Below are 12,350 nucleotides of genomic sequence, written 5' to 3' on the forward strand. Positions count from 1 at the left end.
GAGGCAGGCCATGAAGCTGTATCCACTCTTTGCCGATCTGAAGGGGCTGCCGGTGCTGGTGATCGGCGGCGGCACGGTCGCCGAGCGCAAGGTGGCCGCCCTGCTCGCCGCCGGCGCCCGGGTGCGGGTCGGCGCCCCGCAGTTGAATCCCGCCCTGGCCGGGCTCGCCGATGCGGGCACGGTGGCGTGGCTGGACGGCGGCTACCGGCCGGCCTGGCTCGACGGCGTGTGGCTGGCGATCGCCGCCACCGACGATCGCGCCCTCAATGCACGGGTCGCCGCCGACGCCGCCGAGCGTCGCCTGCTGGTGAACGTGGTCGACGACGCGGCCCTGTCGCGCTTCCACGTGCCCGCCGTGATCGACCGCTCGCCGCTGCTGGTGGCCATCTCCACCGCCGGCGCCGCGCCCGCGCTGGCGCGCCGCCTGCGCGAGACGCTGGAGCGCCTGCTGGACCACGCGCTGGGCGCGCTGGTGACGCTCGCCCAGCGGCACCGCCCCCGCATCGTGCACCGCTTTCCCGACCTGGCGGAACGCCGCGGCTTCTACGACTGGCTGTACGACGGCCCCGTGCTGTCGCTGCTCCGCCGCGCCCGGCCGGTCGAGGCCGAGCACGCCGTGCTGGATGCCCTGCGCACGCGCGACGCCGCGCCGGCCAAGGGCTCGGTGACGCTGGTCGGCGCCGGCCCCGGCGATCCCGGATTGCTGACACTGCAGGCGCTGCGCGCGCTCAACCAGGCCGACGTGATTCTCCACGACCAGCTGGTCGGCGCCGACGTGCTGGCGATGGCGCGGCGCGATGCCGAGTGCATCGACGTCGGCAAGCGCTGCGCCGGCCGCCATGTACCGCAGGACCACACCCATCGCCTCATGCTCGCGCATGCGCAAGCGGGCAAGCGCGTGGTGCGGCTGAAGGGCGGCGACCCGTTCGTGTTCGGCCGGGGCGGCGAGGAGATGGCCTTCCTGCGCCGGCACGGCATCGATTGCGAGATCGTGCCCGGCATCACCGCCGCCGTGGCGTGCGCCGCCTATGCCGGCATTCCGCTGACCCATCGCGACCATGCCCAGTCGGTCTGCCTGCTCACCGCGCACGGCAAGGACGCGGCCGATACGCTGGACTGGCACGCGCTGGCCAACCCCCGCCAGACCTTGGCCGTCTACATGGGCGTGGAGCGCATCGACATGCTGACCGCGCGGCTGCTCGAGCACGGCCGCCGCGCCGATACGCCCTTCGCCTTGATCGAGAACGGCACCCTGCCGCGGCAGCGCGTGATCGCCGGCCCCCTCCACGCCTTGCCGGCCCTGGCGCGGCGGCATAAGGTCGGCACGCCGGCGCTGGTGATCATCGGAGAGGTGGCCGCCATGGCGCACGATCATGCGTGGTTCGGCGAGCTGCTGTCCCACCGGCCGGAGGCGACGGCCGCGCGGGTCGCCTGCGCGGAACCGGCCTGAGCGTGGCCGGCGGGGCTTTCCTCAGCGGGAGTGATCCATGACGCCACCTGTCGAACCGAACCATGCCCTGGCGGGACGGTGCATCGCGGTGCCCGAGTCGCGCGAGCTGGACGTGTTCGCCGCGCTGCTGGAGCGGCGCGGGGCCGAGGTCTGGCGCTGCCCCCTGGTCGACATCCGCGACGCGCCCGACCCGGCACCGGTGCTCGCCTGGCTGCGCCGGTTCAACGCCGGCGACTGCGACGACCTCCTGCTGTTCACCGGCGAAGGGCTGCGCCGCCTGCTGGGCGCGCTCGACCGGCACGCCCCCGAAGAGCGGGCGCCTTTCCTTGAACGGCTCGGCCAGGTACGCATCGTGGCGCGCGGCCCCAAGCCCGGGCGCGTGCTGCGCGAACTGGGGCTGCGGCCCACGCTGGTGGCCGAACCGGCCACGACGCCGGGCATGATCGCACTGCTGCAGGGCCTGGACCTGCGCCACCGGCGCGTCGGCGTGCAGCTGTACGGCAGCGATCCCAACGCGCCACTGATGGCGTTTCTCGCCGAAGCAGGCGCCGAGGTCCTGCCGGTGGCACCTTACGTCTATGTCGACGACGCCACCGATGCCGATGTCTTTGCCCTGATCGAACGCATGCAGCAGGGCGGCATCGACGCCATCGCCTTCACCAGCCTGCAACAGGTGGAGCGCCTGTTCCGCGTCGCCGACGCACAGCAGCGGGGCGCCGCGTTGCGGGAAGCGCTGGCGCGCGTCGTGGTGGCTGCCGTCGGCCCCGTCGTGGCCGATGCGCTCGCGGCGCACGGCGTGCAGGCCCAGGTCACGCCGCCCGCGGGAAGCTACTACCTGAAGCCGCTCACCAAGGCGCTGACCGGGGCCCTGCTGCGCTGAGGGGTAGACTAGTCCGGCGTGCGGGAGCGCTGCGGTCCGGGCATGGCAACGAGGAGCGGCCGAAGAAGGCGTTGGGCGGGTTGATACCCGCCGCTTGCGCCGAGCGGTTAAGGAATTCGCTGCGCTGCTGAAGGCGGGGGCGTCGCCGTCTCCTGGCCTGACGGCCGCTCTTCACCAAGTCTCCACAATGCCTGGGCACAGCATGTCAATACGCCGTCGGCTTGCCTTGCTCGCGGCAGCGGTGACACGATAAAGATGTTGGGAATTGCCAAAGTGTTCCGACAATGGCGCCGGTTTTTTGCCGCGGAGCGCCATCGCGAAGACCGCGCCGTCCACGCCCCCAGGTTCCGCCGTCGCGCGAACCGGCCCTCTGCATGTCCGGCACGGCTCGTCCGTGTAGGGGCAAACAAGCACCCACGTCAACCGACCAACGACGCTGGACATCCCAATGCCGAACCCGGTTCACGATGTGCAGGGATCGCGACCGCCCCACCTCCTGGTGGTGGATGACGATGTCGAAATCTCGGGCCTGATCCGGCGCTACTTCACCGCGCAGGGCTTCCAGGTCAGCGCCGCCGACAGCGGAGCCGCCATGCGCGGCATCCTGGCTGCCGAAATCGTCGACCTCATCCTGCTCGACCTCGGCCTGCCCGGCGAGGACGGTTTCGACCTGGTGCGTCACCTGCACGAGGAATGGCAGGGGCCGGTCATCATCGTCACCGGCCGCGGCGACTCCGTCGATCGCGTGGTCGGCCTGGAACTGGGCGCCGACGACTATGTGACCAAGCCGTTCGATCTACGCGAACTGCTGGCACGCGCCCGCAGCGTGCTGCGGCGGGCGGCCTCCGCGCGCAGGACGGCCGAAGCGGGCCCGGCGGAGCCCGCGTTCCGCTTTGCGGGCTTCTGCCTGGACCCCGTCTCGCGCGTGCTGACGGAGCCACAGGGAGCCACGGTCCCGTTGACCAGCGGCGAGTATGAACTGCTGAGACTGTTTCTCGAGCGCCCCAACCGCGTGCTGACACGCGACGACATGATGATGCAGACGCATCGGCGCGACGCGGGCCCCTACGACCGGGCCATCGACGTACAGATCGGCCGCCTGCGCCGCAAGATCGAGCCCGACCCGGCCAATCCCACACTGATCAAGGCTGTCCGCGGCGTGGGCTACATGTTCACCGAGCGGGTACGGCGGGCATGAAGGTCAAGGCCGCACGCCATGACGACAATGCGGACCTGTTCCGGACCCTGTTCGACACGGCACCGGACGCGATGATCGTGGTGGACGGCGGCGGCCGCATCGTGCTGGCCAACCCGCAGGCGGAAACCCTGTTCGGCTACGACCCGCGCGGACTGCACGGCCTGCAGGTGGAAGCCCTGCTGCCGGAGAACGTACGCGTCGTCCACGCCACGCATCGCTCGAGCTACATGACGCGCCCGCGCGTGCGGCCCATGGGCGCGGGCTACGAGTTGACCGGCATCCGGCGCAACGGCGAACCGTTCCCGGTCGAGATCGGCTTGAGCCCCATCGCCACCACCCACGGCGGCACGCTCTACGCGGCCTCCATCCGCGACATCTCCGAGACCCAGCGCGCGAGACGGGCGCTCTCGCGTGCACGCTACGACACCTTTCTCGCCCAGGTCGGCCGGCTGATGCTGGAGTCGCCCCACTACGATGTCGCGATGGGCAGCATTCCCTCTCTGCTGGCCGCCGCACTGGGCACGGAAGCGGTCGCCATCCTGCTGCGTAATCCACGGTACCTGGGCTCGCACCTGCACGCCTCCAGCGGCCTGCCGCCAGACCTTCGCGAGAGCCTGCCCGAGGCTCTCGCGAAGGACGAGCTGATCGACCGGCTGACCGGCTACAGCACCGATGCGGCGACCTTGAAACAGGTACCCGTGGAGGCCTTCCCCGCGACCCGTGCCGCGATCGGCGACGCCGGATTTCAGGATGCGGCGCTGCTTCCCCTGCTCGACCGCTACGAGCCCACGGGCATCCTGATCGCCCTGTCGCGCGACGTCGGCAGCTTCGATCACGACCGGCTGCATTTCCTCCAGTCCGTGGCCAATATGTTGGCGGCGGTCCTGCAGCGCAGCCGCAGCGAGGAGCAGCTCGCCCACTCCCAACGCCTCGATGCGCTGGGCCAGCTCACCGGAGGCATCGCCCACGATTTCAACAACCAGCTCACCGTCATCTCGGGCAACCTGCAGATCCTCAATGCCGAGCTGGGCGACCGGCCCGAGGAGCGGGAAACGATGGACCATGCCCTGCGCGCGGTGGACCGTTGCACCGTGCTCACCCGCAAGCTGCTCGGTTTCGCGCGCAACCGCCGCTTGGTGACGCATGCGTTGCGGCCGGACCAGGTACTGACCGACCTCTGCGAAATGCTGGGGCGCACCCTGGGCGAGCGTATCGCCGTCACCCTCGACCGCCCCACCGGCCTTCCCTCCATTTACGCCGACCCGGGTGAACTGGACGCCGCGCTGGTCAACCTCGCGCTCAATGCGCGCGATGCCATGTCCAATGGCGGGCGACTGACCATTTCGGCACACCTTCGCCACGTCGACGACGAACATGCCGCCCAGGAGGAACTGGTGGCGGGCGACTACGTGGCCTTCGGCGTGGCGGATACCGGCACCGGCATGACGCATGAGGTGCTCACCCATGCGCTGGAGCCCTTCTTCACCACCAAAGAGGTCGGCCGTGGCAGCGGGCTCGGCCTGAGCATGGTCTACGGCTTCGTGAAGCAGTCCAGGGGACGCATGACGATCGACAGCCAGGTGGGCCACGGCACCTACGTGGAGCTATTGCTGCCTACGGTGCCCGCGGCGGCCGAGAAGCGCGCCGCATCCGGCAGGAAAGCACCGCGCAAGGGACACGAAACGGTGCTGGTGGTCGAGGACGAGGCGGAGGTGCGGCGCATCGCCGTGGCCTTCTTGCGCTCGCTGGGCTACACCACCTACGAAGCGGGCGACGCCAGGACAGCCCTCGACCTGCTGGCGAGGACACCCCACATCGAACTGCTCTTCTCGGACGTGATGCTCGGCGGCGGCATGACGGGGTTCGAGCTGGTGCGCGAGGCGAGTCGTCTGTATCCGAAGTTGCCCGCCCTGCTCACTTCGGGCTACGAGCGCTCGTCCATGGGCGTGGACGACCCCTCGTTCCGCCACTTCAGGCTGCTTCGTAAGCCGTATCGCCGCGAGCAGCTGGCCGCCGCAGTGAGGAAGTCGCTCGACCGTGGCCCATCGACTTGATCCGTGGCGCCCGTTCTGCGCCAGCCATGGGACGGCGCATGCGTTCGCCGCAGGCCAGGAAGCGCAGGGCCTCGCCGTCCAGCAGGCGCACTTCGCGGCGCTGTATGGCGATGTAGCCGAGCTCCTGCAGGCGCGACAGCGCACGGGTAACGGTCTCGTGCTGGATGCCGAGGAAGCTCGCCATGTCGTTGCGCCCCATGCGCAGGACGAAATGGCAGTCGCTGAACCCCAGGCGGGCATGGTCGCGCGCCATGTCCAGCAGGAATGCCGCCACTCGCTGCTCCGCGTTCAAGGTGCCGAGCGCGAGCATCCAGGAGCGGTGGCGGCGGATCTCCTCCGCCAAGGACGCCGTCAGCCGGGCCTGCAACGCCGGCAGCTGCAGGCAGGCAGCGATCACCGGCGGATAGGGCAGCTCCCAGATCTCGCAGTGCTCCAGTGCGATGGCGTCGCAGGCGCAATGGCTCAGGCCGATGGACTCGACACCGATCAGATCGCCGCGAATGCGGAAACTGGTGACCTGCTCGCGGCCGTCCTCGGCCAACTCGCAACTCTTGAGGGAGCCTGCATGCACCAGATACAGCGCGCGGAACGGCTGCCCCATCCGGTAGACATATTCCCCCGCGGCAAGCTTGCAGCGCACCACCGGCAGGTACTGGTGCAGTGTGTCGATGTCCAGCTCCAGCGGACTGGAGCAGTTGCCCCGTGCCCGGTCGAGTGGGGAGTCCGGTGTGTCGATGATGGTGTTCATGGCGCGTACCCGACGACAGGTGACCCTCGAGAGGAAGGACATTAGCGAGGAGGTGTCACAGGACGAGCACAGCTTCGCAACCGAATGTAACAGTCGGTAACAGGCGGACCTCCTTGCGCACGCACGGCCCCCTTTCGGTCCCGTGATGCGCAGCGCGAGGTCAATGGCGCAGAAAGACCGGCAGCCCCGCCCCGGCCAGCACTTCGCGCGTGGCCCCGCCCAGTATCCACTCGCTGAACCGGCTCCTGCCGTAGGCGCCCATGACAAGCAGGTTGGCCGACAGCTTTTCCGCCGCGGCCAGCAAGGCCACGCCCGCGTACTCGTCGTCGGCCGACAGCGGCACGCGCTCCGCCCTGACGCCGTGACGCTTGAGGTACAGGTCGATATCGAACGGCGGCTTCCAGGCCACGCCGTAGTACTCGCGCTGCGCCCCGGCCAGCAGCACCACGCGCCCGGCCCGCTGCAGCAGCGGCAGCGAAGCGTGGATCGCACGAACGGCCTCCGGCGCGCCGTTCCATGCAATGGCGATGCAGTCCAGGCGCAGCTCTCCGACGTCGCTGGCCGGTACCAGGATGCATGGCAGATCCGCCGCCAGCAGCAGGCTGGCCAGATCGGAGGGCGAGCCTTGGTGTGCGCTCTCACTGCGGTCGAGCACGAGCAAATCGTGCCAGACGCCCAGGTGTGCCAACACCCGGGCAGGCTCGCCCTCGGCCACCAGCCAGGCCGCCTGCTCGGCTCCCTGCGAGGTGGCCCACGACACGAAGGGCTCCTCGCGTTGCAGCGCCCTGGCCTCCAGGCTCCTGGTGTTCTCCAGCATCACGGCCAGCACCTCCGGCGCGAGGTCGATAGGCGCCCCGTAATTCAACGGCGACGGATAGGCGTAGACGCCGGTGACCGCGCCGCGCAGCAGCGCCGCCAGCCGCACGCCGTACTGGGTGGCACGCGTCCAGGGGTCGAAGTGCCGCACGTAAACGAGAATGTCCCGCATGGCCTGCCTCCCGGCCGGTTCCGCTCACGCGATGGCTGCATGCTAGGCGCGCGGAAGGTGTGCGGCTTGATCTTCGTCAACCGTACCCATGGCCACCGGGGGCGACGCCTCGACGTAGATGACATGGATCAAACCCCGCGTATCTCCTGCAGGCATAGTTGGCCCAAGGGTGCGTTCCAGGGCCCGTATGCCTGCCGCAAGCAGCGAACGACACGGGGCATGCCCATGAGCGTGAGTTCGATTTTCCCCAACATGCCGATGAACCCGCCGCGGCCGACCGCGATGGAGCCGCTGGCCGGTGCGGCGGCGCAGCCGGCGCTGGACATCGTGGCGCTCTGTCCCAGGTTCCCTGCCTGGGGACCAGCCGCCCGCTATGCGGCGGAACTCGCCATGGCACTCGGGGCAACGCTCACCGGCCTCTACATCGGCAAGCCGCTGTCCTCCGCCTCGCCGGCGGGCGTGCCGCCGGCGCTCGAACGCGAGTGGCTCGCCTACATGCACGATGAGGTGCGCGCGGCGGTAGTGGCGGGCAGCGGCTTTGTCCATTGGGCCAGCCGCTTCACCCCTTCGCCGCACTGGCAGGTCGCGCTCGGCGATCCCGCGGAGGCATTGCGCACGGTAGGCGACTGGAGCGACCTGCTCGTCCTGGAGCATGGCGAGCACACCCGGGGCGATCCGTCGGGACTGATCGCCAGCGCCGTGCTGTCGGGGTTGGCCTGCATTCTGGTACCCGAGGCCGCCTACGTGCCCGGGCGGCTCGAGCGCGTCGCCGTGGCCTGGGACGACACGGCACTCGCCACGCGCGCCCTGCACGCGGCATTGCCGCTGCTGCATCGTGCGAGCGAGGTCGTCCTGTTGTGCAGCGAGCGGTCGTGGGAAGTACCCGGATCGCTGCCGGAACGGCTCGCCTTCGACGCGCGCAAACACCTCGTGGAGCGAGGCATCGTTTTTGCCGTCGAGCCGGTCGGGCAGGGTGGTGATGCCATCCTCGCCGCGGCATCCCGGCACCGCGCCGACCTGCTGGTGATGGGCGCGAACGGCAAGCATCGCTTCAACGTGCGCTACCTCGACCCCGACACCGACTACGTACTGCACCATGCCGGGCTGCCCCTGTTTCTCAAGCACTGAGTCTGCGCGGGAACGCTTGATGTGCGTCAAGACGCGATGGCCGGCGAAGCGCAAGCTGCGCATGAAGACGGCGGTCGCGGCGCGGTAGTTCCCCCGCGGACGCCATCGCGCCCGCCACCCAACGCCGGAGTGCACCCATGACCATTCCCACCAACATCACGTTCCAGGGCGTGCCGCCGTCCGACGCGCTGTGTGCCGACATCCACAACCACGTGCGGAAGCTGGAACACGTGGCCGGCGACGCCTTGCTCTGCCGCGTGGTCGTGCGCATGGCCGAGCACAGCCACCGGCAGGGCAACCGCTACAGCGTGCATGCGCGACTGCTGCTGTCCGGGCACGAAGTCGAGGCGGGCCTGATGTCGGAGTCCGACCAGCAGCACGAGGATCCCTACATCGCCGTGGCGAACACGTTCGAGGCGCTGCGCCGGCGCACCGAGGACTACGTGCGCCGGCGCCGAGAGCACCTCAAGGCCTACGAAAACAGGCAGGCCGGGCTGTGAGCCGGCGGCGCCCGGCTCGTCGTCGCGGGATCGCATGCCATGGCCGACGAACGCTATCCCGGGCCGAAACGGCAGCGTCATGCCTTCTGGCTGGCGATGATCGCCCTCGCGGCGGTGATGGCGCTGGAGACCCTGGTGGTCACCCGCCTGACGGATAGCGTCCCGTACAGCGAGTTCGTCGCGGCGCTCAAGGCTGGCGACATCGCCGGCGTCGTGGTGTCCGACCTGGCCAAAGCCACCGACATCGCGCTGCGCCAGGGGCAGGTGGAGCGCCGCTACGAGCGGCTGATCCTGATCGCGCCGCCGCGCTTCCTGGGTGCGCTGCACGGCCAGCTCGACCACGCGCTGCGGGGCTGCATCGCCGGGGGAAATCAGGCGGGACCTCGTCAATGCCGCCGCCAGCGAGATCCGCGCGCACCTGCCGCCACGCCTGCCGCGGCAATGAGCGCCACCAATGTCGAGATCACCGCCGTCTTCGACGAGATCGCGGACTGGCTGGAGATCGACGAGGCCAACCCGTTCCGCATCCGCGCCTACCGCAATGCGGCGCGTACCGTTTCGGCGTGGCCGGACCCGCTGGCCGAATGGCTGCGCACGCAGCGCCCGCTGTCCGAACTGCCCGGCATCGGCGGGGACCTGGCGGCGAAGATCGAGGAAATCCTCCGCAGCGGCTCATGCTCGCTGCTGCGGCAACTGCGGCGCGGCCATCCGCGGGGCCTGACCGAGCTGCTGAAGATCCCGGGCATCGGCGCGCGCCGCGCGGAGCGCCTGTACCGCGAACTGGGCATCACCTCCCCGCGGCGGCTGCTGCGGGCCGCGCGCGCAGGGCGCATCCATGCGCTGCGCGGCTTCGGCGTGCAGAGCGAGCGCAGCCTGCTGGAAGCCGCCACCGGCTACCTCGGCAGCGAGCGGCGCTGGAAGCTGGCCGTGGCGGCCCAGCATGCGGAGGCGCTGGCGGCCCACCTGCGGGCGGCCACCGCAGCCACGGTGGAGGTCGCAGGCAGCTACCGGCGCCGTCGCGAGACCGTGGGCGACCTGGACATCCTGGTGGCCGCGCCGGCGCGTGCCGGCGTGACCGAACGCTTCCTGGCCTACCCGGAGGTCGGGCGCGTGCTCGCGCACGGCGTCACCCGCTCGGCCATGACACTGCGCAGCGGCCTGCAGGTGGATCTGCGCGTGGTGCCGCCGCAGAGCTTCGGCGCCGCCCTGCTCTACTTCACCGGCTCCAAGGCGCACAACCTGGTGCTGCGCCGGCTGGCCCAGCGACGTGGACTCAAGATCAACGAATACGGCGTCTTCCAGGGCAAGCGCCGCGTCGCCGGCGACACCGAGCAGTCGGTCTACGCCACGCTCGGGCTGCCCTGGATTCCCCCGGAGCTGCGCGAGGACCGCGGCGAGTTCGAGGCGGCCCGCGAAGGCCGTCTGCCCCGGCTGATCGAACTCGGCGACCTGCGCGGCGACCTGCACGCCCATACCGATGCCACCGACGGCCACGCCGACCTGGCCACCATGGCGGCGGCGGCCCGGGCCGCCGGGCTCGCCTACATGGCGATCACCGACCACTCGCGGCATCTCGGCGTCGGCCACGGCCTCGACGCGGTGCGGCTGGCCCGGCAGATCGAAGCCATCGACCGCTTCAATGAACAGGGCCACGGCATCGCGGTGCTCAAGGGCATCGAGGTGGACATCCTGGAGGACGGCCGCCTCGACCTGCCCGATGCGGTGCTGGCACGCCTGGACCTGGTGGTGGCCGCCATCCACAGCCACTTCGACCTCCCGCGGGAACGCCAGACCGAGCGCATCCTGCGGGCGATGGACCGCCCCTGCTTCAGCATCCTGGCGCACCCGACCGGCCGCCTGATCGGCGAGCGCGAGGGCTACCAGGTGGATCTCGAGCGCGCGATGCGCCATGCGGCCGCGCGCGGCTGTTTCCTCGAACTGGACGCCCATCCCGACCGCCTCGACCTCGACGACGTGCATTGCCGCATGGCCAAGGAACTGGGCGTTCCGCTCGCGATCTCCAGCGACGCCCACGACACCGGCGGCTTCGCCGCGCTGCGGTTCGGCATCGGGCAGGCGCGGCGCGGGTGGATCGAGCCGCAGGACGCCATCAACACCTTGCCGCTGGAACAGCTGCGCCGGCGGCTGGCGCCGACGATGCAGCGCCCCGCCCGCGCGCCCTGAGCGCACGGAATAGCCCGCGGCGGGCCCCGCCCCACAACGGGCGCCGCCGCGGGCCTCCGCCCCCCACTCAACTGACGGCGATCTTGCGCGTGCTGCCGTCGTGCTTCTTCGGCAGCGTCAACGCCAGCACGCCGTTCTCGTAGTGCGCGTCCGCCTTGGCGCTGTCCAGCTCGGCCGGCAGGGTGAACGAGCGGTAGACCTTGCCGTAGTAGCGCTCGGTGAAGATCTCTTTGCCCTTGTTCTTCTCGCTGGCCTCGCGCTTGACCTCGCCGCTGATGCTGACCTGGTTGCCTTCCACCGAGACCTCGATGTCGCGCTTGTCGATGCCAGGCAGATCGGCCATGACGTGGAAGGCCTTGTCGTCCTCGCTTACGTCGATGCGCAGGTCCGGCGTAGCCTCCAGCTCGCGCCACGGCCGCATGCCGAAGCCGCGGAACAGGTCGTCGAAGGGATCGAGCCGGCTCAGTGCCTTGAAGGGGCTCAGGTTGGTCTGCGTTGCCATGAACGTTTCCTCCGCATTGGTGCGGGCCAGATCGCTCGGAAGCCGTGCGCCATCGCCGCGCCGCCGGCATGGAACGCAAGGGAGCCTAGCGCCCCTGGCGGGCGCGCCCTTGATCTAGATCAAGCTTCCGCATGCGTCGTCCGTGGCGGCGCCAGGGCCGGGGCCGGTTTACGCAGATCAACACGCAGCCGCCAGCCTTGCTGCCACCATGGGCGGCACCGACACCGCCACGCGTGCGTCGCAGGCCGGCTGGCCCTTCATGGCCCCAATGAAACGAAGCCGTCCGGTCGCAGGAGCCTGCTCGTCGCCTTGCTCGCGCCGTTCGCCAATCCACTGGTGGCGATCGAAGGGTCGCCAAGATCCGCCCGAAAGCGTTCATTTGAGCTGCAACACTTTGAACTAAAAAGAACAATCCAAGAGAGCGAATATGACAATGAAATAGTCTTTCTTCTGCGGGCGTCATCCAGCCCTCCACACTGTCAGGTGGCTCGAGTGGGCGCATCCTTCGGCGTGAAGTGCCCGAGCCACAGAAAAAAACCGCCGAATATTCGGCGGTCAGATCTGGGGAGGTTGGTCCGCCCTGCCATCGGCAAGAGCGGACTTATTGTTGGAATAATTTTCGATCAGAAGTCGTAACGGGCCGTCAGACGCACCGAACGCGGATCGCTGTAGTTCAGCACGCGCCCGTACTGCTGGTCGACCGTCGACCGGTTGGTGG

Annotated in this window: 10 protein-coding genes; 7 read left to right on the top strand and 3 right to left on the bottom strand. The window is 69.7% G+C overall.

Features of this window, described 5'->3' with window-relative positions; translation table 11 throughout:
- Nucleotides 1-10: 10 nt before the first annotated feature.
- From cysG to ACH65_RS10280, 4 genes are all read left to right on the top strand, one after another.
- The gene (gene cysG, locus ACH65_RS10265) at nucleotides 11-1,450 is read left to right on the top strand and encodes a siroheme synthase CysG (protein ID WP_049622494.1); all 1,440 of its coding nucleotides are present in this window, start codon (nucleotides 11-13) and stop codon (nucleotides 1,448-1,450) included.
- A gap of 37 nt (nucleotides 1,451-1,487) precedes the next feature.
- On the top strand, nucleotides 1,488-2,330 hold the full coding sequence (locus ACH65_RS10270; protein WP_049622495.1) for a uroporphyrinogen-III synthase: 843 nt from the start codon (nucleotides 1,488-1,490) through the stop codon (nucleotides 2,328-2,330).
- Nucleotides 2,331-2,778: 448 nt separating this feature from the next.
- Nucleotides 2,779-3,528: a response regulator gene (locus tag ACH65_RS10275; RefSeq protein ID WP_049622496.1), complete on the top strand. Its 750-nt coding sequence runs from the start codon at nucleotides 2,779-2,781 to the stop codon at nucleotides 3,526-3,528.
- Nucleotides 3,525-5,582 (top strand): PAS domain S-box protein, encoded by a 2,058-nt coding sequence (locus ACH65_RS10280; RefSeq protein WP_049622497.1) that lies wholly within the window; start codon nucleotides 3,525-3,527, stop codon nucleotides 5,580-5,582. Before ACH65_RS10275 ends, ACH65_RS10280 begins: the two co-directional genes overlap by 4 nt.
- Here the strand turns inward: ACH65_RS10280 and ACH65_RS10285 are convergent.
- Together ACH65_RS10285 and ACH65_RS10290 are read right to left on the bottom strand one after the other, a co-directional pair.
- A complete protein-coding gene (locus ACH65_RS10285) occupies nucleotides 5,500-6,330 on the bottom strand; it encodes a Crp/Fnr family transcriptional regulator (RefSeq protein WP_049622498.1) in 831 nt (276 codons plus the stop codon). The two genes, ACH65_RS10280 and ACH65_RS10285, sit on opposite strands and share 83 nt — an antisense overlap.
- A gap of 160 nt (nucleotides 6,331-6,490) precedes the next feature.
- On the bottom strand, nucleotides 6,491-7,318 hold the full coding sequence (locus tag ACH65_RS10290; RefSeq protein ID WP_049622499.1) for a universal stress protein: 828 nt from the start codon (nucleotides 7,316-7,318) through the stop codon (nucleotides 6,491-6,493).
- 225 nt (nucleotides 7,319-7,543) lie between these two features.
- On the opposite strand from ACH65_RS10290, the gene ACH65_RS10295 reads away from it, so the two are divergent.
- The 3 genes from ACH65_RS10295 (at nucleotide 7,544) to polX (ending at nucleotide 11,130) form a co-directional block, all read left to right on the top strand.
- A complete protein-coding gene (locus ACH65_RS10295; protein WP_161805609.1) occupies nucleotides 7,544-8,446 on the top strand; it encodes a universal stress protein in 903 nt (300 codons plus the stop codon).
- Between the two features lie 137 nt (nucleotides 8,447-8,583).
- The gene (locus ACH65_RS10300) at nucleotides 8,584-8,946 is read left to right on the top strand and encodes an HPF/RaiA family ribosome-associated protein (protein ID WP_049622501.1); all 363 of its coding nucleotides are present in this window, start codon (nucleotides 8,584-8,586) and stop codon (nucleotides 8,944-8,946) included.
- A gap of 39 nt (nucleotides 8,947-8,985) precedes the next feature.
- Nucleotides 8,986-11,130 (top strand): DNA polymerase/3'-5' exonuclease PolX, encoded by a 2,145-nt coding sequence (polX, locus tag ACH65_RS10305; RefSeq protein WP_082190252.1) that lies wholly within the window; start codon nucleotides 8,986-8,988, stop codon nucleotides 11,128-11,130.
- Nucleotides 11,131-11,197: 67 nt separating this feature from the next.
- Here polX and ACH65_RS10310 read toward each other — a convergent pair whose 3' ends face one another.
- Nucleotides 11,198-11,632 (bottom strand): Hsp20/alpha crystallin family protein, encoded by a 435-nt coding sequence (locus tag ACH65_RS10310; RefSeq protein WP_049622502.1) that lies wholly within the window; start codon nucleotides 11,630-11,632, stop codon nucleotides 11,198-11,200.
- Nucleotides 11,633-12,350 lie beyond the last annotated feature (718 nt).

The sequence above is a fragment of the Frateuria defendens genome (assembly GCF_001182895.1).
GTDB lineage: Bacteria > Pseudomonadota > Gammaproteobacteria > Xanthomonadales > Rhodanobacteraceae > Frateuria_B > Frateuria_B defendens.

Excerpts from the sequence above, each read along its gene's own strand:
- cysG (WP_049622494.1), top strand. The coding sequence starts at position 11 with ATGAAGCTGTATCCACTCTTTGCCGATCTGAAGGGGCTGCCGGTGCTG.
- ACH65_RS10270 (WP_049622495.1), top strand. The coding sequence starts at position 1,488 with ATGACGCCACCTGTCGAACCGAACCATGCCCTGGCGGGACGGTGCATC.
- ACH65_RS10275 (WP_049622496.1), top strand. The coding sequence starts at position 2,779 with ATGCCGAACCCGGTTCACGATGTGCAGGGATCGCGACCGCCCCACCTC.
- ACH65_RS10280 (WP_049622497.1), top strand. The coding sequence starts at position 3,525 with ATGAAGGTCAAGGCCGCACGCCATGACGACAATGCGGACCTGTTCCGG.
- ACH65_RS10285 (WP_049622498.1), bottom strand. The coding sequence starts at position 6,330 with ATGAACACCATCATCGACACACCGGACTCCCCACTCGACCGGGCACGG.
- ACH65_RS10290 (WP_049622499.1), bottom strand. The coding sequence starts at position 7,318 with ATGCGGGACATTCTCGTTTACGTGCGGCACTTCGACCCCTGGACGCGT.
- ACH65_RS10295 (WP_161805609.1), top strand. The coding sequence starts at position 7,544 with ATGAGCGTGAGTTCGATTTTCCCCAACATGCCGATGAACCCGCCGCGG.
- ACH65_RS10300 (WP_049622501.1), top strand. The coding sequence starts at position 8,584 with ATGACCATTCCCACCAACATCACGTTCCAGGGCGTGCCGCCGTCCGAC.
- polX (WP_082190252.1), top strand. The coding sequence starts at position 8,986 with ATGGCCGACGAACGCTATCCCGGGCCGAAACGGCAGCGTCATGCCTTC.
- ACH65_RS10310 (WP_049622502.1), bottom strand. The coding sequence starts at position 11,632 with ATGGCAACGCAGACCAACCTGAGCCCCTTCAAGGCACTGAGCCGGCTC.